25 protein-coding genes and 1 pseudogene are annotated in these 26,506 nt (G+C 45.7%); all 26 read left to right on the top strand.

Features of this window, described 5'->3' with window-relative positions; all coding sequences use genetic code 11:
* Positions 1 to 11 precede the first annotated feature (11 nt).
* A complete protein-coding gene (locus ACED53_RS17310; RefSeq protein WP_009848555.1) occupies positions 12 to 1,421 on the top strand; it encodes a sigma-54 dependent transcriptional regulator in 1,410 nt (469 codons plus the stop codon).
* A 132-nt stretch (positions 1,422 to 1,553) separates the two neighbouring features.
* A complete protein-coding gene (fliE, locus tag ACED53_RS17305) occupies positions 1,554 to 1,865 on the top strand; it encodes a flagellar hook-basal body complex protein FliE (protein WP_009848554.1) in 312 nt (103 codons plus the stop codon).
* 15 nt (positions 1,866 to 1,880) lie between these two features.
* Complete coding sequence (fliF, locus tag ACED53_RS17300) at positions 1,881 to 3,623, top strand: flagellar basal-body MS-ring/collar protein FliF (protein ID WP_017099171.1); 1,743 nt, start codon at positions 1,881 to 1,883, stop codon at positions 3,621 to 3,623.
* Positions 3,616 to 4,674 (top strand): flagellar motor switch protein FliG, encoded by a 1,059-nt coding sequence (gene fliG / locus ACED53_RS17295; RefSeq protein WP_012603439.1) that lies wholly within the window; start codon positions 3,616 to 3,618, stop codon positions 4,672 to 4,674. Before fliF ends, fliG begins: the two co-directional genes overlap by 8 nt.
* Before the next feature lie 126 nt (positions 4,675 to 4,800).
* Positions 4,801 to 5,601, top strand: coding sequence for a flagellar assembly protein FliH (fliH, locus tag ACED53_RS17290; RefSeq protein WP_017101963.1), 801 nt, complete (start codon positions 4,801 to 4,803; stop codon positions 5,599 to 5,601).
* On the top strand, positions 5,601 to 6,920 hold the full coding sequence (fliI, locus tag ACED53_RS17285; RefSeq protein WP_009848550.1) for a flagellar protein export ATPase FliI: 1,320 nt from the start codon (positions 5,601 to 5,603) through the stop codon (positions 6,918 to 6,920). The genes fliH and fliI overlap by 1 nt, the downstream gene beginning before the upstream one ends.
* A gap of 22 nt (positions 6,921 to 6,942) precedes the next feature.
* Positions 6,943 to 7,380 carry a flagellar export protein FliJ gene (fliJ, locus tag ACED53_RS17280; protein WP_009848549.1) on the top strand — a complete coding sequence of 146 codons (438 nt, stop codon included), beginning with the start codon at positions 6,943 to 6,945 and terminating at the stop codon, positions 7,378 to 7,380.
* A 182-nt stretch (positions 7,381 to 7,562) separates the two neighbouring features.
* The gene (locus ACED53_RS17275; protein WP_017101964.1) at positions 7,563 to 9,665 is read left to right on the top strand and encodes a flagellar hook-length control protein FliK; all 2,103 of its coding nucleotides are present in this window, start codon (positions 7,563 to 7,565) and stop codon (positions 9,663 to 9,665) included.
* 91 nt (positions 9,666 to 9,756) lie between these two features.
* A complete protein-coding gene (gene fliL, locus ACED53_RS17270; RefSeq protein ID WP_017101965.1) occupies positions 9,757 to 10,245 on the top strand; it encodes a flagellar basal body-associated protein FliL in 489 nt (162 codons plus the stop codon).
* Positions 10,246 to 10,252: 7 nt separating this feature from the next.
* The gene (gene fliM, locus ACED53_RS17265) at positions 10,253 to 11,296 is read left to right on the top strand and encodes a flagellar motor switch protein FliM (RefSeq protein ID WP_009848546.1); all 1,044 of its coding nucleotides are present in this window, start codon (positions 10,253 to 10,255) and stop codon (positions 11,294 to 11,296) included.
* A 29-nt stretch (positions 11,297 to 11,325) separates the two neighbouring features.
* Entirely contained in the window at positions 11,326 to 11,736 is a 411-nt protein-coding gene (fliN, locus tag ACED53_RS17260) for a flagellar motor switch protein FliN (RefSeq protein ID WP_004739851.1), read from the top strand.
* Positions 11,736 to 12,176, top strand: coding sequence for a flagellar biosynthetic protein FliO (gene fliO, locus ACED53_RS17255; protein ID WP_009848545.1), 441 nt, complete (start codon positions 11,736 to 11,738; stop codon positions 12,174 to 12,176). Before fliN ends, fliO begins: the two co-directional genes overlap by 1 nt.
* On the top strand, positions 12,163 to 13,092 hold the full coding sequence (gene fliP, locus ACED53_RS17250; protein WP_009848544.1) for a flagellar type III secretion system pore protein FliP: 930 nt from the start codon (positions 12,163 to 12,165) through the stop codon (positions 13,090 to 13,092). The genes fliO and fliP overlap by 14 nt, the downstream gene beginning before the upstream one ends.
* An 11-nt stretch (positions 13,093 to 13,103) precedes the next feature.
* A complete protein-coding gene (fliQ, locus tag ACED53_RS17245) occupies positions 13,104 to 13,373 on the top strand; it encodes a flagellar biosynthesis protein FliQ (protein WP_009848543.1) in 270 nt (89 codons plus the stop codon).
* Positions 13,374 to 13,379: 6 nt separating this feature from the next.
* Positions 13,380 to 14,162 carry a flagellar biosynthetic protein FliR gene (gene fliR, locus ACED53_RS17240; protein WP_009848542.1) on the top strand — a complete coding sequence of 261 codons (783 nt, stop codon included), beginning with the start codon at positions 13,380 to 13,382 and terminating at the stop codon, positions 14,160 to 14,162.
* Between the two features lie 9 nt (positions 14,163 to 14,171).
* Positions 14,172 to 15,302 (top strand): flagellar biosynthesis protein FlhB, encoded by a 1,131-nt coding sequence (gene flhB / locus ACED53_RS17235; protein ID WP_009848541.1) that lies wholly within the window; start codon positions 14,172 to 14,174, stop codon positions 15,300 to 15,302.
* Positions 15,303 to 15,647: 345 nt separating this feature from the next.
* Positions 15,648 to 17,750 (top strand): flagellar biosynthesis protein FlhA, encoded by a 2,103-nt coding sequence (gene flhA / locus ACED53_RS17230; protein ID WP_009848540.1) that lies wholly within the window; start codon positions 15,648 to 15,650, stop codon positions 17,748 to 17,750.
* Positions 17,751 to 17,777: 27 nt separating this feature from the next.
* Complete coding sequence (gene flhF, locus ACED53_RS17225; RefSeq protein ID WP_017101966.1) at positions 17,778 to 19,289, top strand: flagellar biosynthesis protein FlhF; 1,512 nt, start codon at positions 17,778 to 17,780, stop codon at positions 19,287 to 19,289.
* Between the two features lie 13 nt (positions 19,290 to 19,302).
* Positions 19,303 to 20,190: a MinD/ParA family protein gene (locus ACED53_RS17220; protein WP_009848538.1), complete on the top strand. Its 888-nt coding sequence runs from the start codon at positions 19,303 to 19,305 to the stop codon at positions 20,188 to 20,190.
* Entirely contained in the window at positions 20,183 to 20,917 is a 735-nt protein-coding gene (locus tag ACED53_RS17215; RefSeq protein WP_009848537.1) for an RNA polymerase sigma factor FliA, read from the top strand. Before ACED53_RS17220 ends, ACED53_RS17215 begins: the two co-directional genes overlap by 8 nt.
* A gap of 42 nt (positions 20,918 to 20,959) precedes the next feature.
* Positions 20,960 to 21,328, top strand: coding sequence for a chemotaxis response regulator CheY (cheY, locus tag ACED53_RS17210; protein ID WP_012603445.1), 369 nt, complete (start codon positions 20,960 to 20,962; stop codon positions 21,326 to 21,328).
* Positions 21,329 to 21,442: 114 nt separating this feature from the next.
* Positions 21,443 to 22,174, top strand: coding sequence for a protein phosphatase CheZ (locus tag ACED53_RS17205; RefSeq protein ID WP_017101967.1), 732 nt, complete (start codon positions 21,443 to 21,445; stop codon positions 22,172 to 22,174).
* Between the two features lie 9 nt (positions 22,175 to 22,183).
* Positions 22,184 to 24,385, top strand: a complete 2,202-nt coding sequence (locus ACED53_RS17200) for a chemotaxis protein CheA (protein WP_012603447.1) — start codon at positions 22,184 to 22,186, stop codon at positions 24,383 to 24,385.
* A 13-nt stretch (positions 24,386 to 24,398) separates the two neighbouring features.
* On the top strand, positions 24,399 to 25,523 hold the full coding sequence (locus ACED53_RS17195) for a chemotaxis response regulator protein-glutamate methylesterase (RefSeq protein ID WP_017101968.1): 1,125 nt from the start codon (positions 24,399 to 24,401) through the stop codon (positions 25,521 to 25,523).
* Positions 25,524 to 25,533: 10 nt separating this feature from the next.
* Positions 25,534 to 26,316 carry a ParA family protein gene (locus ACED53_RS17190; RefSeq protein WP_009848532.1) on the top strand — a complete coding sequence of 261 codons (783 nt, stop codon included), beginning with the start codon at positions 25,534 to 25,536 and terminating at the stop codon, positions 26,314 to 26,316.
* Positions 26,303 to 26,506: pseudogene (locus tag ACED53_RS17185) on the top strand (chemotaxis protein CheW); the annotation flags it as partial. The gene ACED53_RS17190 and the pseudogene ACED53_RS17185, both read left to right, overlap by 14 nt.

Raw genomic sequence — 26,506 nt, 5'->3', positions numbered from 1 at the left:
TGGAGAATCCTATGGCTCAAAGCAAAGTGTTAATCGTCGAAGATGATGAAGGTCTACGCGAAGCCCTTGTCGATACACTCGCGCTTGCTGGTTACGAATGGCTGGAAGCGGATTGTGCGGAAGATGCTCTGGTAAAATTGAAATCAAACTCTGTTGATATCGTTGTCTCTGATGTTCAGATGGCCGGTATGGGCGGTTTAGCATTGCTAAGAAACATCAAGCAGCATTGGCCAAATCTTCCGGTTCTATTGATGACGGCCTATGCCAACATTGAAGATGCGGTCGCGGCAATGAAAGAAGGCGCTATCGACTACATGGCAAAGCCATTTGCGCCAGAAGTGCTGTTAAACATGGTGAGCCGTTACGCTCCCGTAAAGTCGGATGACAATGGCGATGCTATTGTTGCTGATGAGAAAAGTATCAAACTAATGATGCTGGCTGACAAGGTGGCTAAAACCGATGCCAACGTGATGGTGCTAGGGCCAAGTGGCTCTGGTAAAGAGGTCATGTCTCGCTATATTCATAACGCTTCGAGCCGTAAAGACGGTCCGTTTGTTGCGATTAACTGTGCCGCGATTCCAGACAATATGTTGGAAGCAACACTGTTTGGCTACGATAAAGGTGCGTTCACCGGTGCGATTCAAGCTTGTCCGGGTAAATTTGAGCAAGCTCAAGGCGGTACTATTTTGTTGGATGAGATCAGCGAAATGGATCTCAGCCTACAAGCGAAATTGCTGCGAGTGTTGCAAGAGCGCGAAGTTGAACGTCTTGGTAGCCGCAAGAGCATCAAATTGGATGTCCGTGTTCTAGCAACCAGTAACCGCGACCTAAAACAGTATGTTTCTGAAGGGAATTTCCGTGAAGATTTATACTACCGACTGAATGTATTTCCAATTACTTGGCCAGCGCTGTGTGAACGTAAAGGTGATATTGCGCCGCTTGCGAAACATTTGGTGGAACGTCATTGCACCAAACTAGGAATGCCTGTTCCTGTTCTGTCTGAGCAAGCCATTAGTAAACTCGTCAATTATCCGTGGCCGGGAAATGTACGTGAACTGGATAATGTCGTGCAGCGCGCTCTAATTTTGAGTGAGCAAGAAAATATTTCAGGCGAACATATTTTACTTGAAGGTGTTGACTGGCAAGACGCAACTGGACTACAACAGATCGTTGAAGGGAACAGTGTTGCAGCGCCAGAAATTAAGCCGATTGCTGAAGCGAATCCTATCAATAAAGTCGTGGCAGGTAGCGAAGGGCTTGGAAATGAACTTAGAGATCAAGAGTATGCGATCATTCTCGAAACATTGATTGCTTGTCATGGTCGACGTAAAGATATGGCTGAAAAGCTAGGCATTAGCCCTCGTACATTGCGTTATAAATTAGCGAAAATGCGTGATGCTGGAATAGATATTCCAAATTGAACATAAATTAGTAGTGTCAGCTTTCTGACTAGTGTATTACGATAGCTAGTCAAATTGATGCATGGCACGTTAATTGCTCTGTCAATAATAAAGCTAAATAGATAGTCATAATTTTGACTCCTGAGGTAGTAAATGAGAATAGATGGTTTACAAGGCGAAATGCAGGCAATGATGGTTGAAGCTGCCAGCACGCGTCCTGCTGCAACGGGCCAAGCGGTTGGTGCAGATTTTGGCAACATGCTGACTAATGCCATCAATAATGTGAACTCATTACAAAAGACCTCTGGTAATCTTCAAACTCGTTTTGACAGTGGCGATCAAAGCGTGTCTTTATCTGACGTGATGATTGCTCGTAATAAATCTAGTGTGGCTTTTGAAGCGACGATCCAAATTAGAAATAAATTGGTCGAATCGTACAAAGAGCTGATGAACATGCCGGTATAAGTTGGGTAGTAAATAGTGGCAGATAACAGTCAAACAACAGATTTAACCGTAAGCGATAGCAACGACCACGCACTTATTGCAAGCTCTGATCTAGATGGCGAAGGGCAAAATACCGATTTAGGTGAGCGCAGTTCATCTAAGTTCGATATGGCCGTCGGTGATCTCGATTTGCTTCGTCAAGTCGTCTTAGTTCTTTCTATCTCGATCTGTGTAGCGCTTATTGTAATGCTGTTTTTCTGGGTGAAAGAGCCAGAAATGCGTCCATTAGGGGCTTACGAAACAGAAGAGTTGATCCCGGTTCTTGATTATTTGGATACGCAGAAGATTGAGTACTCTCTTGAAGGGAATACCATCTCGGTACCAGCGAGTGAATATAACTCATTAAAGTTAAATATGGTTCGAGCGGGTTTGAACCAAGAGCGAAACACCGGTGATGATATCCTCATGCAAGACATGGGTTTTGGTGTATCACAACGTTTAGAGAAAGAGCGTCTTAAACTAAGTCGTGAAAGACAGCTTGCTAAAGCGATTGAACAGATGAAGCAGGTACGTAAAGCTCAAGTTTTACTTGCCTTACCTAAGCAAAGTGTCTTTGTTCGTCACAATCAAGAAGCCTCTGCCTCAGTATTCCTGACACTTAAAACGGGGACGAACCTCAAGCAGCAAGAAGTTGATTCTGTTGTGGACATGGTGGCTAGTGCCGTTCCGGGGATGAAAACTTCGCGAATTACGGTGACCGATCAGCATGGCCGACTTTTGAGCTCTGGCTCTCAGGATCCGATGTCAGCGGCACGCCGAAAAGAGCACGAGTTAGAGCGTAATCAAGAGCAAGCGCTACGTGAAAAAATTGACTCCATTTTGATTCCGATTCTTGGGTTTGGTAACTACACGGCTCAGGTTGATATTCAACTCGACTTTAGTGCTGTGGAACAAACAAGAAAGCGTTTTGATCCGAATACTCCAGCAACCCGAAGTGAATATACATTAGAAGACTACAATAACGGCAACGTTGTGGCTGGTATTCCAGGGGCTTTGAGTAACCAGCCTCCTGCTGATGCATCGATTCCCCAGGACGTGGCTCAGATGAAAGATGGTACGATGATGGGGCAAGGTTCGGTTCACAAAGAAGCGACCCGCAACTTTGAGCTGGACACGACCATTAGTCATGAGCGAAAACAGAGCGGCACGGTTAATCGTCAGACCGTATCTGTTGCAATCAAAGATCGCCAATCATTGAACCCTGATACGGGAGAAGTGGTTCACACCCCAATTCCAGCAAGCGAAATTAACGCGATACGTCAGGTATTGATTGGAACTGTGGGTTTTGATGAAAACCGCGGTGATTTACTCAATGTGTTAAGCATGCAATTTGCACCTCAAGTAACGGATATTGTTGCTGACGTACCAATTTGGGAGCACCAACACTTTAATGATTGGGTTCGTTGGTTTGCGAGTGCGTTGGTTATTATTGTTGTCGTATTGGTGCTGGTTCGCCCTGCAATGAAAAAACTGCTTAACCCAGCAGCAGACGATGACGATCAAATGTACGGACCCGACGGCATGCCAATTGGTGCTGACGGCGAAACCAGTTTAATTGGTGGTGATATTGAAGGTGGTGAGTTATTTGAATTTGGTTCAAGTATCGACCTACCTAACCTTCACAAAGATGAGGACGTACTGAAAGCAGTACGTGCACTTGTAGCGAATGAACCAGAGCTAGCAGCTCAAGTAGTTAAGAATTGGGTGGCAGATGGCTAACGAAATTGTTCCACAACAAGCAGAAGGTGGTGAGCTTGATGTCGCAAGTGTCGATATCGAGTCTATCTCAGGCGAAGAGCGCGCTGCGATCTTGTTGCTAAGTTTAAGTGAAGAAGATGCTGCGGGTATCATTCGCCATCTAGAACCTAAACAGGTTCAGCGTGTTGGTAGTGCAATGGCTCGTTCAACGGATTGGTCTCAAGAAAAAGTAGGTGCTGTGCACCGCGCTTTCTTAGATGATATTCAGAAGTACACCAACATCGGTATGGGCAGTGAAGACTTTATGCGTAATGCGTTGGTGGCTGCTCTAGGTGAAGATAAGGCGAATAACCTTGTTGATCAGATCCTTTTAGGTACTGGTTCTAAAGGTTTGGATTCTCTTAAGTGGATGGACCCTCGTCAGGTGGCAAGCATCATCATTAACGAGCACCCACAGATTCAAACGATCGTACTGTCTTACTTGGAATCGGATCAGTCTGCGGAGATCTTGTCTCAATTCCCTGAGCGTGTTCGCCTTGATTTGATGATGCGTATTGCTAACCTTGAAGAAGTTCAACCTTCAGCTCTCGCTGAATTGAATGAAATCATGGAGAAACAGTTTGCGGGTCAAGCGGGTGCTCAAGCTGCCAAAATTGGTGGCCTGAAAGCCGCTGCTGAGATCATGAACTACATGGACAATAATGTAGAAGGCATCTTGATGGGGCAAATTCGAGATCAAGACGAAGACATGGCAACACAGATCCAAGATCTTATGTTTGTCTTTGAAAACCTTATTGAAGTTGATGACCAAGGTGTTCAGCGATTGCTGCGTGATGTTCCACAAGACGTTCTACAGAAAGCGCTTAAAGGTGCTGATGAAAGCCTACGTGAGAAGATCTTCAAGAACATGTCTACGCGTGCTGCTGATATGATGAGAGACGATATTGAGGCGATGCCGCCAGTTAAAGTCTCTGATGTAGAAGCTGCTCAGAAAGAGATCTTGGGTATTGCGAGGAAGATGGCAGACAGTGGCGAGATTATGCTGTCTGGTGGCGCCGACGAGTTCCTTTAATACAGAAACCTCAAGAGCCCCACATTGTTGGGGCTTTTCTTTATCCAACCTCAAACCACAGATTAACTACCGTGTAATTGCTTGAATCTACAACGCAGTTGGACGAACTCATAGATAGGTACTGATATGTCAGGTGATAGAAAACGTGGCTTCCTTCGCCCTGAAGAAGATAATACGGTTGCCCAACCTCAGAAATGGGGGCTGCCTGACTATACCTCTGATGTGAACAAACAAGCCAAAGAAACGGCTTTTAACTACGATCCTGGCTGGATGCCAACGGTTGAAGAAGCCATTGAAGACGAAGAGCTGGTTCTAACGGAAGAGCAAATCGACCTGATCAAGCAGGGCGCTTATCAAGAAGGGTTGCACCAAGGTCAAGAAGCCGGCTTCAAACAAGGCTATGAAAAAGGCAAAGAAGAAGGGTTTGCCGCAGGTCACGAAGAGGGTAACGAAGCCGGCAAACTTGAAGGCGTTACTGCTGGTCAAGAGTACATTCAGCAGCAAGTCGCCATCTTTATGGGGCTAGCCAACCAGTTCGCTCAGCCATTAGAGCTGATGAATGCTCAGGTAGAGAAGCAACTGGTGGACATGGTGCTGACTATGGTCAAAGAAGTGGTTCATGTTGAAGTGCAAACCAACCCACAAATCATACTAGATACCGTGAAAGAATCGGTAGAGTCATTGCCAATTTCAGGTCACGCGATCACATTGAAGCTAAACCCTGAAGACGTTGCAATAATACGCTCAGCGTATGGCGAAACGGAATTGGACTCTCGTAATTGGACGTTGGTATCAGAGCCTGCACTCAATCGCGGCGACGTACAAATTGAAGCGGGTGAATCGAGTGTTAACTACCGCATGGAAGAGCGCGTGAAGAACGTCATTCAAAGCTTCTGTGGTGTAAATCGTCATCAAGGTCATGAGTAATGCTTGAGTTAGCGAACCGTCTTAGCCAATACAAAGTCGAGGGGCTAAAGTCGCGACCAATTGCTTCAGGCAAACTAGTTCGTGTTGTTGGACTAACGCTTGAAGCGACCGGCTGCAAAGCGCCAATTGGCAGCTTATGCTTAGTAGAGACCATGTCTGGTCAGATGGAAGCCGAAGTGGTTGGCTTTTCTGGCGATAACCTGTTTTTGATGCCCAGTGAACAAATTACTGGGATCTTACCTGGCGCTCGCGTGACACCGATGACATCAGAAAGCGGTATCCCTGTTGGAATGGAGTTGCTTGGTCGTGTTATCGATGGCGTAGGTAATCCGCTCGACGGTTTAGGTCCAATCTATACCGAGCAACGCGCTTCCTTTAATGCTGAGCCAATCAATCCTTTAGCTCGTAAACCTATCTCTGAGCCACTTGATGTTGGCTTAAAAGCGATTAATGGCTTATTAACGGTGGGCAAAGGGCAGCGTATCGGCCTGTTTGCGGGTTCCGGTGTGGGTAAGTCGGTTACGCTTGGGATGATGACTCGTGGTACAACCGCGCAAGTGGTCGTGGTGGGGTTGATTGGTGAGCGTGGACGAGAAGTAAAAGAATTTATTGAAGAGATCCTTGGCGAAGATGGTCGTAAGCGTTCTGTTGTGGTCGCCGCTCCTGCGGATTCGTCTCCATTGATGCGTTTAAAAGGCTGTCAAACCGCACTGGCTGTAGCCGAGTATTTCCGAGACCAAGGTCTAGATGTTTTACTACTGATGGACTCATTGACTCGTTTCGCTCAGGCGCAGCGTGAAATCGCTCTGTCTGTGGGTGAGCCGCCAGCAACCAAAGGCTATCCGCCGTCTGTGTTTGCCAAGCTTCCTGCGCTGGTGGAGCGAGCAGGTAATGGTAACGATGAACAAGGTTCTATCACTGCTTTCTTTACCGTGTTAACAGAAGGTGATGATTTACAAGACCCTATTGCCGATGCATCGCGAGCGATTCTTGATGGTCACATTGTTTTATCTCGTGAGATGGCTGATGCTGGTCACTATCCCGCGATTGATGTTGAGAAATCCGTCAGTCGTGTTATGCCTCAAATCACCACCGAAGAACATGTCTTGATGTCGAAAGCCGTTAGACAAGTGCTGTCTATATGCCGGAAAAATCAAGATTTGGTTTCGATTGGTGCTTACAAGCCGGGAACAGACCCTGCAATCGACAGTGCTTTCACTTTGAAACCGAGATTGGACGAGTACTTACAACAGAAAATGAAAGAAACGGTTCCCTATGACATGTGCGTCAATATGTTAAAGCATGTGTTAGGCGGTTAGGTCGTGTTGAATAAGGTCAATCATGGATAACGCGTTAGAATTTCTTCTCGATCAAGCGAAAGACCAAGAGAACCAAGCTGTATTGGCGCTGAATCAAGCGAACGTCGAGCTGCAGGGTTACTACGAACAGGTCGAACAGATTGAAAAATATCGACTTGATTACTGCCAGCAACTTGTTGACCGAGGTAAGGCCGGATTAACGGCTAGCCAATATGGCCACTTAAACCGTTTCTTAACGCAATTAGATGAAACGCTCTCTAAGCAGAGAGAAGCGGAACACCACTTTAAAAATCAGGTCGATAACTGCCAAAACTATTGGATGGAGTTACGAAAAAAGCGTAAATCCTACGAATGGTTGATGGAGAAAAAGCAGAAAGAAAAAGCAAAGCTGCAAGATCAAAGAGAGCAAAAGCAAATGGATGAGTTCTCGACTCTGTTATATAGCCGAAAGAAGATTTGAACCTAATTCACGAATGACGCAAGTGTTGCTCTGCAGATGGCAGACTTAAAACTTATAGGCATGTTTCTTGCTCTGTTTTATATCAAATTGCGAGTTATGCTCACCAAAGGCATAAAAAGCACCCGACTTTCTTTTTGTTGTCTGATTCAAGGCAGCAAAGCTAGTAGATAGAGCTTGTATATATGAATGTTAGTCTTTCCTCAAATTCAGCGACCAACAAAACGTCATCGTTGTTGGACTCCGGTTCTGCCTCTTCAAAGGTAGAAGAAACTGGAGACTCTAAAGGTTTCTTTGAGTCTTTCAAAGAAGCACTAGGCTTTGAAGAAAGTGACAGTAAAGTCGCAGCAAAAGACACAGAAAGCACCGCGAAACCTGATGCTAAACAGGCCTCTACCGAAGGTGAAGCGTCAGCCGAAGCGAACAAAGGTGATTCAGCTGAATCAAAGGCTACTGACGAAGTAAGCGAAGCGCAAAGCAAGCAAGCAGCTTCAGAAGTAGAAGGCGAGAAAGCTGCTGAGGAAACATCTGCAGAGGCTGTGTCTGGAACTGAGGCTAAGCTCAAAGCCAATTCGGGCACTGATAGCACTGTCGCTGATAAGGCGGATGGTAAAGATGCGCAGGTTACGACGAATGATTCTAAAGAACAGGTTGCTCAATCCCAAACTCAGGGTACATCAGCTGTAGATGGCTCTACGCAAGCATCGCAAGCTAATGCAGCGATGAATGAAGGCAATAAATTGCTTGGTCAATTGGATGAGGCAAACAAAACTCTAAATCAAGCGCCAAACGGCAAAGGCTTGCCTCAGCAAGGTCAGGTAGATAACGCCCAAGGTAATATCTCCGGTGCTTCAGTTGCAGTAGCCTCCGTTACGGATGAGGCGAGACAACAAACGAATGCAGCAATCCAAGAGAATAGTCTTGAGGTGGATTCTGAAATCGCTGTTCTTACCGGAGGTAAGGGTGTGTCTCAGCTGACTGATGATGAAATCCGACAGTTGATGGATAAAGGCGTCACTCCAGAACAAATTGAAGCCAGTATGAACCGAGAGCTGAGTCAAAAGAATGCGGCTAGCGCCGCGGTGGCCGAACAGAGCCAAGCGATCTCAGCTGCGGATATTGAACTCGCCAAGCAGGTTGATGCCCATACCAAAGCACTAAAACAATTGAATGGACAAATCGAATCAGAACAGTCTGTTGTCGATAGCTTGCTTAAGAAGCAACAAAGTGGTGCTAAGTTGACGGTTGATGAGCAAGCCGCTTTGGCTAAAGCGACCTCTAACTTAGACCTGTTGAATCAACAGCTCACTAACGTTCAACAACAAGCAACGGCTTTGCTAAATCAAGCTCCGGCTGTGAACAGCGCGTCTGGTGAACCCGCAGCTATTGATTGGGATAATACGGATTCAAGCGAAACTAAAGCTTTAGCTGCGGCAGCATCAACAGCAGCTGTAGCGACGGCTGCACAACAAGTGTCAGCGCAGGCCGCTTCTCAATCAACAAACAATGCTCTTACGGATAAGGCAGCAATGCTGCACGCCAACAATGCACATGCAGCCGCTCAACAAGCTAATGTTGCTTCACCTCAGCAGCAAGCAACGTTGGATCCAGCTTTAACCGCGCAAGGGATCGCGATGAATGCAGTACCAGTCACTACAAAAGCAGGCTCTACTGATGCGCTTCTTAAAGCGGGCGCAGGTGCCGCGGCATTGTCTGGTTTGGGCAAAGCCGGTGCTAAAGAAGATTCTAAAGATTCGACCTTTGCTCAGCAGATAGCCTCGGCGGCTGGCGCACAAGCTACAGCTACGGTGGGTTCAGCACCAACACGAGCTGAAATTCAAGCGGCTCAACAGGCACCTTTGCAACTCACTAAAGAGTTAGCGAACGAGCAGGTGGCGGAAAAAATCCAAATGATGATGTCTAAGAATCTCAAGAACTTGGATATCCGTCTTGACCCACCAGAGTTGGGGCAGATGAAAATTCGCATGACCATGAATAATGATGTGGCGAACGTGCACTTTACTGTCGGTAGCCAACAAGCGAGAGAGGTTATTGAACAAACCTTACCTCGTTTGAGGGAGATGCTCGCCCAGCAAGGGATGCAGCTTGCTGAGTCTTCAGTTCAGCAACAGAATACTGGTCAGGGGCAAGACAGGTACAATAATGGCGAGCAACAATCAGGCTCTAACCGTATAAATGATGGTCAAGGTGATGAAAACCTTGATAGCAACAGCAATCTTGAATTGAATGTCACGTCAAAGCGTGATGGAATTAGTTATTATGCCTAGTATCAGGCTAAAACACTTAGCTAATAGAAAGAACCGTTAGTTAATAGAAAGTACCGTTAGTTAATAGAAGAACAGGAAGTTAGAGCTGAATATGGCAGAAGAACAAGAAACACCGAAAGGAAAGAGTAAGCTCCTCATTATCGCTATCGCGGTTGTTGTGCTGTTACTTGGAGGTGGTGGTGCCGCATTTTTCTTAATGGGTTCCGATGATAAGGCTGAGGGTGCTGGGGCGTCAGCTGAGGTTCAACTCATGGGTGCCGATCCAGTGGTCTATGTTAATGTGCCTCAAGCTTTCTTATTTAACGTTACGGGCGATAAGAAAGATCGCTTAGTTCAGATAAAAGTACAGCTGATGGTACGTGGTATGAAGAATGAAGTTCTCGCTCGATACCACTCTCCACTTGTTGAAAGCGCACTACTTGCCACATTCGCTTCGGCGACGGTCGATCAATTACGATCTCCTGCCGGGAGAGTTGAACTGCGGAACAAGGCGACTGAAGATATTAAAGCAAGCTTAACTCAAGCTGTTGGCCAGCCGGTAATTGAAAAAGTGTTATTCACTGACTTTGTAATTCAATAGGTAATATGTGACCGATTTATTAAGCCAAGACGAAATTGATGCGCTATTACATGGCGTTGATGATGTTGAAGACGTTGAAGATGTCTTAGAAACCGAAAGTGACAATACGGTCAATTTTGATTTCTCATCACAAGATCGAATCGTTCGTGGTCGAATGCCGACCCTTGAACTTATTAACGAGCGTTTCGCACGTCATATGCGTATTAGCTTGTTTAATATGTTGCGTAAGACGGCTGAAGTGTCGATCAACGGCGTACAGATGATGAAGTTTGGTGAGTACCAGAACACACTCTATGTACCCACAAGTTTAAACATGGTTCGCTTCCGCCCGTTAAAAGGTACTGCGCTAATCACGATGGAAGCTCGGCTAGTTTTCATTCTCGTAGAGAACTTTTTTGGTGGTGATGGTCGTTTTCACGCCAAGATTGAAGGTCGCGAATTTACACCAACAGAAAGACGAATTATTCAGTTACTACTGAAAATTGTTTTTGAAGATTACAAAGAAGCTTGGTCTCCCGTGATGGGCGTTGAGTTTGAATACTTGGACTCTGAAGTAAACCCAAGTATGGCTAACATTGTGAGCCCTACCGAAGTGATTGTTGTGAGTTCATTTCACATTGAAGTCGATGGCGGTGGCGGTGATTTCCATGTGGTTATGCCTTACTCAATGGTTGAGCCGATTCGTGAACTGCTGGATGCTGGTGTCCAATCAGATAAAATGGAAACCGACGTTCGTTGGAGCTCTGCATTGCGTGATGAAATCATGGATGTGCCAGTCAACTTCCGTGTCAATTTGCTCGAGCAAGATATCTCTTTGCGTGATTTGATGGAACTTCGTCCTGGGGATGTTATCCCGATGAATATGCCTGAGCATGCAACCATGTTTGTTGAAGAACTGCCGACCTATCGTGTTAAAATGGGCCGTTCCGGAGAGAAGCTCGCGGTACAGATTTCTGAAAAAATTGAAAGACCTCATGTGGTCAAAACCGATCTCGCCTTTCTTGGCAAAGACTTAATGTCTGAGTTGGAAAATAGCGAAGATGAAGAATAGCAAAGTAGATAAAAGTATAGGAATTGGTAATGGAACCTAGTGAAGATCAAAAGCTAGCAGACGAATGGGCTGCAGCACTTGGTGAAGACCCTTCAGCACCGTCAATCGATGTTGATGATGTTCTCGCGGCACCACTTGATGAGTTAACCGACTCATCGTCTCCAATTTCAGAAGATGAGCGTCGTAAGCTGGATACCATTATGGATATCCCAGTGACTATCTCAATGGAAGTCGGCCGCTCTCAAATTAGTATCCGTAACTTACTTCAATTGAACCAAGGTTCGGTTGTTGAGCTAGATAGAATTGCTGGTGAGTCACTTGACGTGATGGTTAACGGCACTCTGATTGCTCATGGAGAAGTGGTTGTGGTGAATGACAAATTTGGTATTCGTTTGACAGACGTTATTAGTCAAACAGAACGAATTAAGAAGTTGCGTTAATGGGCTTCTTGTCTCAAAGACTGGCGGGCTCTTCTCTCGGAATGACAGGTTTGTCTCGTAGAGTCTTGGGAGTAGGGCTACTTGCTACTCCTTCTATTGCCTTTGCGGCAACGCCTCCTTCTCTCGATTTAGCGACCACCTTTGGGTCGCTAATTTTCGTTATAGCCTTCATTTTATTTATTGCTTGGCTACTGAAGCGAATGCAAGTGCCTGCGATGTCGAATCAACAAGGTTTGGCTATTATTAGGCAAATTCCGGTAGGCACAAAAGAACGTATCGCTATTGTACAAGCGGGTGATGAACAGTTCTTGGTAGGCATTACCACACAATCGATTCAGCTGATCTCTAAGCTCGATAAACCTCTCACTCAGGAGATGCTGGAAAAAAGTACATTTTCAAGTCAGCTTTCCCAGCTAATAAAAAAAGATGCAAACAAGTAACGGATTTTTGAATCCATTTTACTTTTGCCATGCCGGATTTTTCCGTACGGTGAAAGTGTGGTTGGTTCAGCTCATTATATTCTGCTCTCTCGTATTTAGCGTGTCAGTATTTGCACAGGTTGAAGATGGCACTGTCATTCCTGCGAATACCGCTGGATCTGAGTCGGTCACCATCAGTACGATGCAGCAAGATCAAGCCAAATCGAAGACTATGACCACTGGTAGCTTAACCGGTAATGGTGGCGGCATACCTGCATTTACCATGACCACCAATGCCAATGGCGGTGAAGACTACTCGATTAACCTGCAAATTCTTGCGTTAATGACCATGCTTGGCTTCTTGCCGGCGATGGTTATTTTGATGACATCGTTCACCCGTATTGTGGTTGTGATGTCTATTTTGCGTCAGGCAATGGGTCTTCAACAAACACCTTCAAACCAAGTGATTATTGGCATTGCGATATTTCTGACCTTCTTCATCATGTCGCCAGTAATCAGTCAGGTCAATGAACAAGCTGTTCAGCCTTATTTGAATGAACAGATATCAGCGCGACAGGCGTTTGATGTTGCCCAAGGGCCGATTAAGTCTTTTATGCTTAAACAGACTCGAATCAAAGATCTTGAAACTTTTGTTGAGATATCCGGTGCGCAAGTAACCAACCCAGAAGATGTTTCAATGGCGGTTCTGATTCCTGCGTTTATCACGTCTGAATTGAAAACAGCTTTCCAGATAGGCTTTATGTTGTTCTTGCCGTTCCTAATTATCGACTTGGTGGTGGCGTCAGTTTTGATGGCCATGGGTATGATGATGTTGTCACCAATGATTGTATCGCTGCCGTTTAAGTTGATGTTGTTCGTCCTTGTTGATGGTTGGAATTTGATACTCTCCACACTCGCCGGCAGTTTTGCCTTGTAGCTGGGGGAAGCATGAATCCTGAAATATTCGTAGATTTGTTCCAAGATGCCCTTTGGATGGTACTAATTATGGTTTGCGCCATAATTATTCCTAGCCTGCTGATTGGTTTGGTTGTGGCTGTTTTCCAAGCGGCTACTTCGATCAATGAACAAACTTTAAGTTTCCTACCACGTTTGATCGTGACGTTATTAGCGTTGATGATGTTTGCACATTGGATGACCCAAATGATGATGGAGTTCTTTTTCGAGCTCATCGAACGCTTACCACAAGTTCTTTACTAAACCGATATGGAATACCCAACGAGCCTTGTACTAGAGTGGTTAGCCAATTATTTTTGGCCCTACACTCGCATCTCAGCCATGCTGATGGTGATGACAGTAACCGGTGCACGCTTTGTGTCGCCGCGTATTCGTCTGTATTTAGGTTTAGCGATCACCTTTGCGGTGATGCCTGCGATCCCCGCTGTTCCTAAAGAGATTGAACTGCTCTCTTTCCAAGGTTTCTTGACTGTATTTGAACAAATCGTGATTGGCGTTGCCATGGGGTTTGTCACCCAATTTATGATTCAAACTTTCGTAATGCTCGGCCAGATCTTGGGTATGCAATCAAGCTTGGGTTTCGCCTCTATGGTGGATCCGGCTAACGGGCAAAACACGCCAGTACTGGGCCAATTGTTTATGTTGCTAGCGACCATGTTTTTTTTGGAGACTGACGGTCACTTGAAAATGCTGCAGCTGGTGGTGTTCAGCTTTAAGACTTTACCCATTGGCAGTGGAAGTTTGACCTCTGTTGATTATAGAGAGCTTGCTCTGTGGTTGGGTATCATGTTCAAAACAGCATTAGCAATGTCATTGTCTGGTATTATTGCGCTGCTGACGATTAACCTTTCGTTTGGTGTAATGACGCGTGCGGCGCCTCAACTAAATATCTTTTCTTTGGGTTTCTCATTTGCGCTACTCGTGGGCCTATTGCTTTGTTGGTATATCCTTGGCGGCTTGTTTAGTCACTACGAGTTATTCTGGATACAAACCGAACAACAGATATGTCGTCTAATCAGGTTAGAGTGCTAGGAGACTAAAATGGCAGAGTCAGACGGTCAAGAACGCACGGAAGACGCCACGCCCAAACGCTTGCAACAGGCCAAAGAGAAAGGGCAGGTTGCAAGGTCAAAAGAGTTAGCGTCGGCGTCAGTACTTATTGTTGGTGCGATTGCTTTAATGTGGTTTGGTGAATCGATGGCGAAAGCTTTGTTCGAAACAATGCAACGTCTGTTTTCTCTGAGTCGGGAAGAAGTTTTTGATACCACAAAACTCCTCGAAATTGCGGGTGGCGCATTAGTGAACCTGTTGTTCCCGCTGTTCTTAATCCTGATAACCTTATTTGTTGCAGCCGTCATTGGTGCTGCGGGTGTCGGGGGGATTAACTTCTCTATGCAGGCGGCGATGCCTAAGGCGTCTAAGCTAAACCCACTCAGTGGTATTAAGCGTATGTTTGGCCTGCAGAGTTGGGTTGAACTGTTGAAATCTATCTTGAAAGTGGCACTTGTATCGGGAATGGCCATCTATCTTATTCAAGCTTCTCAACACGATTTAATGCAACTGAGCATGGAGGTATACCCACAGAATATCTTCCACGCTTTAGATATCTTGCTTAATTTTATTCTGCTGATCAGCTGCTCTTTACTTATCGTGGTGGCGATTGATATCCCGTTCCAGATTTGGCAACACGCCGATCAGCTGAAGATGACCAAACAAGAAATTAAAGATGAACACAAAGATACTGAAGGTAAGCCTGAAGTTAAGGGCCGCATTCGTATGTTGCAAAGAGAAGCTGCCCAGCGCCGTATGATGGCTGACGTACCTCAAGCGGATGTGATTGTGACCAACCCGGAGCATTTCTCGGTGGCTCTACGCTATAAGCAGAATCAAGACAAAGCCCCCGTTGTAGTTGCGAAAGGTGTTGATCATATGGCAATGAAGATCCGTGAAATTGCCCGTGAAAATGACATCTATATTGTTCCTGCGCCACCATTGGCTAGGGCGCTTTATCACACTACCGAACTAGAACAACAAATTCCTGACGGTCTGTTTACAGCAGTTGCTCAAGTGCTTGCATATGTGTTTCAACTGAAACAGTACCGAAAACGAGGCGGAGAGAGGCCAAAACTCCAAGATTCTAATATGCCGATCCCACCTGATTTACGACATTAGATCAATTGCTTGAGCTCTGCTTGATGAACCCTGATAATAGCGGGCTAGCTAATCCTCTTTTTAAAGAGGCGATGGCAATAATTTGACGAAAAGTGTTGGTACAGTGTTTGCTATATCAACCCCGAATATTATAAGCCGATCATTAATAACCTTAGCATTGTAAATCTGAGTATTATAAGCCCAGTCATTATAAATCCTAGCGTTATAAATCCCGAGCATATAAAGCTTAGTATTATAAACCTGTGCATTTGAACCTATGCACTATAAACCATAGCAACATAGCTTAGACCTGAGCCTCAAATAGCTTAGTGAGATGGCTACAACATAGCGAAACTGTCTAGACTTATGAAATTCTCCCTGCCTTTTGCGGACAAGCTGCCTAAAATCCCTAATCGTGCGATGCCTGCAATTGGCGCACCCGTTATGGTACTTGCGACGCTCGCTATGGTGGTGTTGCCAATACCAGCCTTCTTGTTGGACATGTTCTTCACGTTCAACATTGCACTGTCCATGGTTGTGTTACTGGTTTCGGTTTATACCCGCAGGCCTTTGGACTTCGCTGCATTCCCGACCGTACTTCTGATTGCGACTCTACTTCGATTGGCTTTGAACGTTGCTTCGACACGTGTGGTATTACTCCATGGTCACGAAGGTGGTGACGCGGCCGGTAACGTTATTGAAGCCTTCGGTAACGTGGTTATCGGCGGCAACTACGCGGTAGGTCTAGTGGTGTTCTTGATTTTGATGATCATCAACTTCATGGTTGTAACCAAAGGTGCGGGTCGTATTTCGGAAGTAAGTGCGCGTTTCACCCTAGATGCCCTACCGGGTAAACAGATGGCAATCGATGCCGACTTGAATGCGGGTTTGATCGACCAAGATCAGGCTCGTACTCGACGTTTTGAAGTGACCAAAGAGGCTGACTTTTACGGCTCGATGGACGGTGCATCTAAGTTTGTTAAAGGCGATGCAATAGCCGGTATCTTGATATTGTTCATCAACATCATTGGCGGCTTGAGTATCGGTATGGCTCAGTTTGACCTTGGTTTTGGTGAAGCCATCGAAATCTATACGCTACTGACTATCGGTGATGGTCTGGTTGCACAAATTCCATCGCTGTTACTTTCTATTGCTGCGGCGATGATGGTAACGCGTCAAAATACTGATGAAGACATGGGCGAACAACTTGTCTTCCAAATGTTCGATAATCCTAAAGCCCTAATGATCACCGCTGCTATCCTCGGCATCATGGGTATTGTTCCTGGTATGCCACATTTCTCCTTCTTGAGCCTTGCTGTGGTTGCTGGGGCTGGGGCTTACTTTATCGATAAAAAGAACAAGGCAAAGGTAGAAGAGAAAAATCTACCTGCAACCGCTAATGCCAATGGTGATAAGCCCGCATCGCAAAAAGAACTGTCTTGGGATGATGTTCAACCGGTAGATATTATTGGTCTCGAAGTGGGGTACCGCTTGATTCCTTTGGTCGATAGAGACCAAGGTGGTGAATTGCTTGAGCGCGTGAAAGGTGTACGGAAAAAGCTGTCTCAAGATTTTGGTTTCTTGATTCCAGCAGTACACATTCGCGATAATCTGGAACTGACACCAAACAGCTATCGAATTACCCTGATGGGGGTAGCGGTTGGTGAGGCTGAGATCAAGCCGGACATGGAGCTCGCGATTAACCCTGGCCAAGTCTATGGGATGATAGATGGAGAGCCGACGATTGACCCTGCCTTTGGCCTTGAAGCGGTCTGGATTCGTGAAGAGCAGCGTGAACACGCACAAGCCTTAGGTTATACGGTTGTAGACTCTTCAACCGTACTAGCCACACACCTTAGCCAGCAGTTAACGAATAACGCTTCACAGTTGATTGGCCACGAAGAAGTTCAAAACTTACTTGAGATGCTTAGCCGATCAACACCTAAGCTGGTGGAAGGTTTTGTACCGGATCAATTACAGCTTGGTGTGGTTGTGAAAGTTCTGCAAAACCTACTGAATGAAGCGATTCCAATTCGTGATATTCGAACCATTGTCCAAACTTTGTCGGAGTACTCTTCTAAGAGTCAAGAACCTGACATATTAACTGCAGCTGTTCGTATCTCACTAAAACGACTAATTGTTCAAGAAATCAATGGTATAGAGCCAGAATTACCAGTTATAACCTTAATTCCCGAGTTGGAACAAATCTTGCATCAAACCATGCAGGCATCCGGCGGAGAATCTGCTGGTATTGAACCTGGTTTAGCCGAACGTTTACAGACCTCACTCAGTAACGCGACACAAGAGCAAGAACTGAAAGGTGAGCCAGCGGTATTATTGACCTCTGGTGTTTTACGTTCGACTCTGGCTAAGTTCGTGAAAAACACGATCCCAAGCTTGAGAGTATTATCTTACCAAGAGATACCAGACGAAAAGCAGATACGCATAGTACAAGCTGTTGGTAATTAAGCCGCCTAATTAGAACGGACGATCGAATTGAAAATTAAACGATTTTTTGCAAAAGATATGCGAACAGCTCTGCTCCAAGTTAAAGAAGAACTTGGCTCAGAAGCGGTGATCATGTCTAACAAAAAGGTCGCAGGTGGTGTGGAAATTGTTGCCGCTATTGATGGCGATTCCAGCCCGTCGACAGCAAGTCCCAGACTCAATAAACCTCAGCAGCCTACGCAAAGCCAGTACACTCAAATGTCTGAGCCCAAATTGCCAACTGGACGTCGTCAATTAGATGATGACAAGGTTAGCATCCAGCCAAATGCAGAAGGTGGACGCTCAATGACCAAGCGCTTTGCGAATATGCTAAAGCAATACAGTCATGGCGCCGACGATGAGCAACAACATCGCGCTGAAAACGAAGACTCGTTATCAGCATTGCTCAATCGCCAGTCAAGTAACGGTCATCAACCTCAGAGTAGCCAGCATTCTAGCGGCAGCCTTGACTCGGCCTTTGCTCGTGAAACGGGTTTATCTAAATTGATTGCCGAAGATCGCAGAGTAGAGCGTCCAGCACCTCGCTTAGATCCTACCCGTTATGATCGTGGTCGAGAGAACACTCAATCCAAAGGTTCAGATACTGAAATGGAAACGATGCGCGACGAGATGACTTCAATTCGTCGTTTATTAGAGCATCAAGTCTCTGGGCTCATGTGGCAAGAAGTCGAACGTCGCGAACCTTTGCGAGCGATGCTTATCAAGCGCCTAGAACGTATGGGTGTTTCGGCAGAACTCGCCGATCAAATGGCCTGTTACATTCCAGAAGACACAAAACCAGCACGAGCATGGAAAGCCTTGCTTGCTCTGGTCGCTGATCAAATCTCAGTAACACAAAAAGATATTTTAAAACGCGGCGGTATTGTGGCCTTACTTGGCCCGACTGGCGTAGGTAAAACAACAACCGTTGCTAAGCTCGCAGCCCGTGCAGCAATGGAGTACGGTGCAGACAACGTTGCTCTTGTGACAACAGATACATATCGCATAGGTGCACATGAGCAGTTATCGATTTATGGTCGAATTATGGGTTGTCCTGTGAGAGTTGCTAAAGATTCTAGTGAATTGGCCGATGTAATATATCAGTTACGTAATCGTCGCCTGATTCTAGTCGATACTGCAGGTATGGGGCAGCGAGATGTTCGCCTATCTGAGCAGTTAGACACATTGATGCAAGAGAGTGGTTCCGTTATCAATAGTTACCTTGTGTTACCCGCAACCGCGCAACGCAAAGTACTACAAGAAACCATTGAACACTTTAGAAGAATCCCGCTGTCGGGATGTATCCTGACGAAGCTGGACGAATCGCTTAGTTTGGGTGAGTTCATCAGTGTGGTAATACAAAATGCATTGCCAGTTGCTTATATAGCAAATGGTCAACGAGTTCCTGAAGATATCGTTATTGCTCAGCCAAAGTACATGATTGCTAAGGCCAATGAGTTATTAGAAAAATCGACAGAGAATGAACCTCATTACTGGAATAGCGATTCTGAAGGGCTCTAGGCGGCGGATAAATATGAATGAGAATATGATACACGATCAAGCTAGCGGCCTCCGTCGCTTAACCCAGCCTTCACTCACAAAAGTTATCGCTGTAACAGGTGGCAAGGGAGGCGTAGGTAAATCGAATGTAACGTTAGGTATGGCTATTTGTATGGCTCGCCAAGGCAAGAAAGTCATGGTACTGGATGCCGATTTAGGATTAGCTAACGTAGACATCATGCTCGGCATTCGTTCTAAACGAAATCTTGGGCATGTGTTGGCTGGCGAGTGTGAACTTAAGGATGCGATTGTCGAAGGGCCGCACGGAATTAAAATTATTCCAGCGACATCAGGCACACAAAGCATGACTGAACTTTCACACGCTCAACACGCCGGGTTGATTCGTGCTTTTGGTTCGCTTGAAGACGAGATGGATATCTTATTGGTTGATACCGCAGCGGGTATATCCGATATGGTCATCAGCTTCTCAAGAGCTGCGCAGGATGTGGTTGTGGTGGTTTGTGATGAACCAACGTCGATTACTGATGCATATGCATTGATTAAGCTGTTGAGTCGAGAGCACCAAGTTCAGCGATTCAAAATTGTTGCAAATATGGTCAGAAGCTACCGCGAAGGCCGAGAATTATTTGCAAAGTTGACTTTGGTCACAGAGCGCTTCTTGAATGTGAGCCTCGAACTCGTAGCATGTATTCCTTTAGATGATAAAGTACGTCAATCAGTTAAGAGACAGAAAATCGTAGTCGATGCGTTTCCTCGCTCCCCAGCTGCATTGGCAATCAGCTCTTTGGCTAATAAGGCATTGACCTGGCCAATACCAAAAACACCAAGCGGACACTTGGAGTTTTTTGTTGAAAGGCTGCTGAACCGTACTGAATTTATAGAGGAACCATTTGGTGAATAAAGCGCTTACTTACGATCAACATGCTAATCACAATAGCCAGCAGGCTTTTTTTGAGAAGTACTCTGTGTTGGTTAAGCGTATCGCTCATCATTTGTTGGGGCGATTACCGCCTAATGTATTAGTTGATGACTTGATTCAAGCCGGCATGATTGGCCTGATTGAAGCGCAACAGAACTATGATGGTACCAAAGGCGCAAGCTTTGAGACGTACGCAGGTATTCGAATTCGTGGGGCAATGTTGGATGACATTCGCCGCGGGGATTGGGTCCCGAGATCGGTTCATAAAAACAATCGAGAAATCAGTAGTGCAATCGCGGAATTAGAGGGCACTCTCAATCGCGATCCCAGTGATGCTGAGGTGGCAAAGCACATGGGGCTGAGTTTAGACCAGTATCACAGTGCTTTAACTGATATTAATTGCTCAAAATTGGTAGGGATAGAAGACTTAGGTGTCTCTGATGATGTAATATCTCCGAATGAAGATTCTCAAGATAATACGCCTTTTCAAGGGGTTGCAGATGAATCATTCCGCCAAGCTTTGATCGACTCGATAAAACAACTTCCGGAAAGAGAAGGCCTCGTGCTTTCGCTTTATTACGACGAAGAACTCAATTTAAAAGAGATTGGGGAAGTATTAGGTGTCAGCGAATCTCGTGTCAGCCAAATACTAAGCCAATCTATGCAGCGTTTACGCACTAAGTTAAGTGCTTGGACACAGAACGACTAACAACACTGATTTTATTCAGTGGAGGCTAATTTGAACAAAAACATGAAAATTCTCATTGTTGATGATTTTTCAACGATGCGCCGAATTGTTAAAAACCTACTTCGTGATTTAGGTTTCAACAACACTCAAGAAGCAGACGATGGCTTGACCGCGTTACCTATGCTGAAAAAAGGCGAATTTGATTTCGTGGTAACTGACTGGAACATGCCGGGTATGCAAGGTATTGATCTTCTAAAACACGTCCGTGCAGACGCTGAACTTAAGCACCTTCCAGTGCTTATGATCACAGCAGAAGCTAAGCGTGAGCAGATCATCGAAGCAGCGCAAGCGGGTGTTAATGGTTACATTGTGAAGCCGTTCACTGCCGCAACTCTAAAAGAGAAACTCGACAAGATTTTTGAGCGTTTATAAGCACTCATAATAACCTGTTTCAGGCGCTTCATAGAGAGACATTAACTTTTTTGTTTCCCGTTTACCTCTAAAGCTGAAGCGTCACAAACTATGCGGAGTAAGGCCGGACTCAGGATGATTTCATTAGAACAAGCAAAAAAATTAGTAGAGCTGCTTGAAAACGACGAGCAGCAAGGTGCTGATTCTCTTGTTAGAAGCATTTATGAAGATAATTTTAATCTTCAAGATAACCCAATGCTTCAAGAAATAGGCAGTCTGACTCGTGACCTCCATGATTCTTTGACACAATTCAACTTTGACGAGCGTATTAACGTTATCGCAAATGATGAAATCCCTGACGCCAGGGATCGCCTTCAATATGTCATTGATAAAACGGAAGTTGCGGCGAACAAAACGATGGACGCTGTCGATCGCTGTATGCCAATTGCAACTAATTTACACGAGTGTTTACTTCAAGTAAGGCCTCAATGGAATGAACTGATGCATGGCCGCATTGAGCTAGTAACATTCAAAGCTTTATGCCACCGCATTGATGGATTACTTGTCCAAGTAGAAGGTGATAGTACTGAACTACGTGGACAACTGACTGAAATCTTGATGGCTCAGGATTTCCAAGATTTAACTGGGCAGATTATTAGCAAAGTTATTACCTTGGTGAATGAGGTTGAAGGACGTCTGGTAGAGATTCTCACCGTATTCGGTGCGAATCAAATAGAACCAACACCAGAGACAGATAAGAAGTCATCTATTGCTCCAGAGGGTCCGATCATGAACCCAGAAGCTCGTGAGGATGCTGTTGCATCTCAAGATGAAGTCGACGATTTGTTATCCAGTCTTGGATTTTAAAGGTAACGTATGAGCTACGATTTAGACGAAGATATTCTTCAGGACTTTTTAGTCGAAGCAGGAGAGATCCTCGAACTTCTATCAGAACAACTGGTAGAGCTAGAGAATAACCCTGACGACAAAGAACTACTAAACGCTATTTTCCGTGGTTTCCATACAGTAAAAGGTGGTGCTGGTTTCCTAGCATTGACCGAGCTGGTGGATACTTGTCATGGTGCTGAGAATGTGTTCGACATTCTAAGAAATGGCCAACGCAGTGTAACATCAGGACTGATGGATACGATGCTACAGGCTTTAGATACAGTCAATGTACAGTTTAAAGCCGTGCAAGATGAGGAAGCTTTAGTACCAGCAGACCAATCTTTACTGGATGAACTTCATCGCCTCTGTAAGCCAGAGTCTGAAGATGAAGTTGTGGCAGTAGAAGCTCCAGCACCGGTTATCTCTGAGCCTATCGTTGCAGCTCCTGAGCCTGTTATTGCTCCGGAACCTACTGTTGAAAGTTCAAACATCAGTGCATCTTCCGTGGATGATATTTCTGAAGATGAATTTGAGCGTTTACTTGATGAACTTCACGGTAAGGGTGGTTCACCAACGACATCATCTGTAGACACACCAGCGCCAGCACCTGTGGCACCTCAGCCAGTAGCTGCGAGTGGTGACATTACTGACGACGAATTTGAAAAGTTGTTAGATGAGTTGCATGGTGCAGGTCAAAGCCCGACAGCTGCAAGCTCAACGCCACCACCTCCTCCAGTCGCTCCTGTAGCCAAAGCACCAGTAAAGTCTGAAGGCGATGACCTAATGACTGATGCTGAGTTTGAGAGTTTACTTGACCAGTTACACGGTTCAGGTAACGGCCCTTCAATTGAAGAGTTGGATGCTGCGACTAAGCCTGTACAAGCGAAGCCTGAGCCTGTTGCGCCGAAAGTCGCTCCTAAACCACAGCCTGCTCCTGTTGCTGTAAAAGCAGAACCTAAGCCTAGCGTACCAGCAAAAGCTGAAGTTAAAGCGCCTGCGAAGAAGCAGCAAGCTGAAGCCACAGTTCGTGTTGATACCTCAACACTGGATACCATCATGAACATGGTGGGTGAGCTAGTATTGGTTCGTAACCGCCTTGTTAGCTTAGGTTTAAACAGCAACGACGAAGAAATGTCGAAAGCTGTCTCTAACTTAGACGTTGTTACTGCTGACCTACAAGGTGCAGTAATGAAGACGCGAATGCAGCCGATCAAGAAAGTATTTGGTCGCTTCCCACGCGTTGTCCGTGACCTTGCTCGTACCTTGAAGAAAGACATCGTTCTTGAAATGCGTGGCGAAGAAACGGATCTTGATAAAAACTTAGTCGAAGCACTTGCTGATCCCCTGATTCACTTGGTGAGAAACTCTGTCGATCATGGTATCGAAATGCCGGACGACCGTGTTGCTGCGGGTAAATCTAAAACCGGTAAAGTGATTCTGTCTGCCTCTCAAGAAGGCGACCACATTGAACTGGCTATCGTTGATGATGGCGGCGGTATGGACCCTGATAAGCTTCGTGCTATCGCGGTTAAGCGCGGTCTGATGGATGATGATGCAGCGTCTCGCCTAACAAATAAAGAGTGTTTCAATCTAATCTTTGCTCCTGGCTTTTCAAGTAAAGAAAAGATCTCAGATATCTCTGGCCGTGGTGTAGGTATGGACGTTGTGAAAACAGCGATCAACACACTGAATGGTTCTATTGATATCGATTCAGAGATGGGCCAAGGCACCAAGATAACCATTAAGGTTCCGTTGACACTTGCGATTCTACCAACCTTAATGGTCGGTGTTGCGGGTCACCCGTTCGCATTGCCACTGGCTTCTGTAAATGAAATCTTCCACCTAGACCTAAGCCGCACAAACGTGGTTGATGGCCAGCTAACGATCATCGTTCGCGATAAGTCTATTCCACTGTTCTACTTACAAAATTGGCTTACACCTAAAGAAGGTCTTGTTGAAGGACGTCAAGGTCATGGTCATGTTGTTATTGTGCAACTTGGTAGTCAACGTGTTGGTTTTGTTGTCGATGCGCTTATCGGCCAAGAAGAAGTGGTTATTAAGCCACTTGATAAGCTTCTTCAAGGCACGCCAGGAATGGCAGGTGCGACAATTACAAGTGACGGTCACATAGCATTGATTTTAGATGTGCCGGACTTGTTGAAGCAGTACGCAGCTGCATCAAGAATTTAACTTAAGGATAAATATGGCGATTAAAGTATTAGTCGTTGATGATTCGAGCTTCTTCCGTCGTAGAGTAAGCGAGATCATCAACTCGGAGGCTCGCCTAGAAGTCATCGATGTAGCAGTAAACGGTAAAGAAGCGGTTGAGAAAGCGAAAAAGCTAAGACCTGACGTAATTACCATGGACATCGAGATGCCTGTCATGGACGGTATTACTGCCGTTCGTGAAATTATGGCTGCGTCTCCGACGCCTATTTTGATGTTTTCATCGCTAACGCATGATGGTGCAAGAGCAACGTTAGATGCGTTAGATGCTGGTGCTCTAGATTTCTTACCTAAGAAATTTGAAGACATCGCTCGTAACCGTGACGATGCTGTCGCATTGCTTCAGCAGCGCGTGATTCAGATTGCTGCAAAGCGTGCGTTTATGCGACGCACTCCTGTTGCGCCAAGAGCTACCGCAACAGCTACGGCGCCAACATCAGCGCCATTGCGCCAATCTATTTCAGCAACAGCCCCTGCTGCTAAACCAGCGGTTGCTTCAACCGCGAAATTCAGAGCTTCGGGTAAAAAGTATCAATTAACTGCAATTGGTACTTCTACTGGTGGGCCAGTTGCACTACAGAAAATTTTGACACGCATCCCTGCCAGCTACCCGCATCCGATTGTGTTAGTGCAGCATATGCCAGCAACGTTCACCGCTGCTTTTGCTAGCCGCTTGAATACCTTGTGTAAGATTGAAGTTCGTGAAGCTCAAGACGGAGACCTGTTGAAACCTGGGGTGGCTTATCTTGCTCCAGGCGGAAAGCAAATGATGATTGATGGTCGCCCGGGTTCGGCGCGTCTGAAGATTATCGATGGTGGTGACCGAATGAACTACAAGCCTTGTGTGGATGTCACTTTTGGTTCTGCAGCTAAGATCTACGGCGATAAAGTGTTGTCTATGATACTGACCGGTATGGGTGCTGATGGTCGAGAAGGTTCTCGCATGTTAAAAACAGCGGGTTCGACCATTTGGGCGCAAGACGAAGATAGTTGTGTTGTATATGGTATGCCTCAAGCTGTAGCAAAAGCTGGCATTTCTACTGAAGACCTACCTCTAGACCGCGTTGCGGAACGGATTTTGGTCGAAGTTGGGTTAGCTTAGGTAAATCGACATGATTGTTTGGAGTGTTGCAAACCAAAAAGGTGGCGTTGGAAAAACGACGACGACAGTGACCCTAGCTGGCTTACTTGCCTTAAAGGGTCATCGTGTGTTGTTGGTTGATACTGACCCACATGCATCACTAACCACCTATTTGGGTTACGACTCAGATACGGTGGAATCGAGCCTGTTTGATCTGTTCCAGCTGCGTGAGTTTTCTACGCAAGCTGTGAGAGCGTTGACTATACAGACCGAAATTGAAGGTATCGATATTATTCCCGCACACATGTCATTGGCGACATTAGACCGTGTAATGGGAAATCGAAGTGGTATGGGGTTGATCTTAAAGCGTGCTTTAGCCGCTTTGAAAGATGACTATGACTACGTGCTTATCGATTGTCCGCCTATTCTTGGTGTGATGATGGTGAATGCGTTGGCTGCCAGTGATCGTATCTTGATTCCGGTACAGACTGAATTTTTGGCGATGAAAGGTTTAGAGCGCATGATTCGCACTCTAACTATTATGCAGAAGTCTCGCAAAACACCGTTTAAGGTGACGATTGTCCCGACGATGTACGACAAGCGAACGAAAGCATCATTGCAAACATTGACTCAGCTTAAAGATGACTATCCAAACCAAGTTTGGACCTCTGCTGTGCCGATTGATACCAAGTTTCGCGATGCCAGTCTAAAACGTTTGCCAGCATCTCATTTCGCATCGGGTAGCCGTGGTGTATTTGCTTATAAACAGCTGCTTATTTATCTCGAGAGGTTAGCGATAAATGAGCGCGAATAACGAATCGACATTGACGCAACCAAGTTTATCGAGTGAACAAGCAATCGATGATTACTTTACCGCGCTGTTAGGCGATGAAAACTTTGAATCTGATGCTTTTCTTGTTGACGAGTCTAGCGACGAATCACAAACTAAAGAGCCAGAGCCAGAGCCAGAGCCAGAGCCAGAGCCAGAGCCAGAGCCAGAGCCA

Origin of the sequence: Vibrio sp. 1F169 (assembly GCF_041439605.1) — a bacterium.
GTDB lineage: Bacteria > Pseudomonadota > Gammaproteobacteria > Enterobacterales > Vibrionaceae > Vibrio > Vibrio tasmaniensis_A.
The sequence above is the reverse complement of the archived record's forward strand: the minus strand, read 5'-3'. Positions and strand labels throughout refer to the sequence as shown.

Bases quoted from the DNA above. Each gene is read 5' to 3' on its own strand.
- ACED53_RS17310 (WP_009848555.1), top strand. From the start codon at position 12: ATGGCTCAAAGCAAAGTGTTAATCGTCGAAGATGATGAAGGTCTACGC.
- fliE (WP_009848554.1), top strand. From the start codon at position 1,554: ATGAGAATAGATGGTTTACAAGGCGAAATGCAGGCAATGATGGTTGAA.
- fliG (WP_012603439.1), top strand. From the start codon at position 3,616: ATGGCTAACGAAATTGTTCCACAACAAGCAGAAGGTGGTGAGCTTGAT.
- fliH (WP_017101963.1), top strand. From the start codon at position 4,801: ATGTCAGGTGATAGAAAACGTGGCTTCCTTCGCCCTGAAGAAGATAAT.
- fliI (WP_009848550.1), top strand. From the start codon at position 5,601: ATGCTTGAGTTAGCGAACCGTCTTAGCCAATACAAAGTCGAGGGGCTA.
- fliJ (WP_009848549.1), top strand. From the start codon at position 6,943: ATGGATAACGCGTTAGAATTTCTTCTCGATCAAGCGAAAGACCAAGAG.
- ACED53_RS17275 (WP_017101964.1), top strand. From the start codon at position 7,563: ATGAATGTTAGTCTTTCCTCAAATTCAGCGACCAACAAAACGTCATCG.
- fliL (WP_017101965.1), top strand. From the start codon at position 9,757: ATGGCAGAAGAACAAGAAACACCGAAAGGAAAGAGTAAGCTCCTCATT.
- fliN (WP_004739851.1), top strand. From the start codon at position 11,326: ATGGAACCTAGTGAAGATCAAAAGCTAGCAGACGAATGGGCTGCAGCA.
- fliO (WP_009848545.1), top strand. From the start codon at position 11,736: ATGGGCTTCTTGTCTCAAAGACTGGCGGGCTCTTCTCTCGGAATGACA.
- fliP (WP_009848544.1), top strand. From the start codon at position 12,163: ATGCAAACAAGTAACGGATTTTTGAATCCATTTTACTTTTGCCATGCC.
- fliQ (WP_009848543.1), top strand. From the start codon at position 13,104: ATGAATCCTGAAATATTCGTAGATTTGTTCCAAGATGCCCTTTGGATG.
- fliR (WP_009848542.1), top strand. From the start codon at position 13,380: ATGGAATACCCAACGAGCCTTGTACTAGAGTGGTTAGCCAATTATTTT.
- flhB (WP_009848541.1), top strand. From the start codon at position 14,172: ATGGCAGAGTCAGACGGTCAAGAACGCACGGAAGACGCCACGCCCAAA.
- flhA (WP_009848540.1), top strand. From the start codon at position 15,648: ATGAAATTCTCCCTGCCTTTTGCGGACAAGCTGCCTAAAATCCCTAAT.
- ACED53_RS17220 (WP_009848538.1), top strand. From the start codon at position 19,303: ATGAATGAGAATATGATACACGATCAAGCTAGCGGCCTCCGTCGCTTA.
- cheY (WP_012603445.1), top strand. From the start codon at position 20,960: ATGAAAATTCTCATTGTTGATGATTTTTCAACGATGCGCCGAATTGTT.
- ACED53_RS17205 (WP_017101967.1), top strand. From the start codon at position 21,443: ATGATTTCATTAGAACAAGCAAAAAAATTAGTAGAGCTGCTTGAAAAC.
- ACED53_RS17200 (WP_012603447.1), top strand. From the start codon at position 22,184: ATGAGCTACGATTTAGACGAAGATATTCTTCAGGACTTTTTAGTCGAA.
- ACED53_RS17195 (WP_017101968.1), top strand. From the start codon at position 24,399: ATGGCGATTAAAGTATTAGTCGTTGATGATTCGAGCTTCTTCCGTCGT.
- ACED53_RS17190 (WP_009848532.1), top strand. From the start codon at position 25,534: ATGATTGTTTGGAGTGTTGCAAACCAAAAAGGTGGCGTTGGAAAAACG.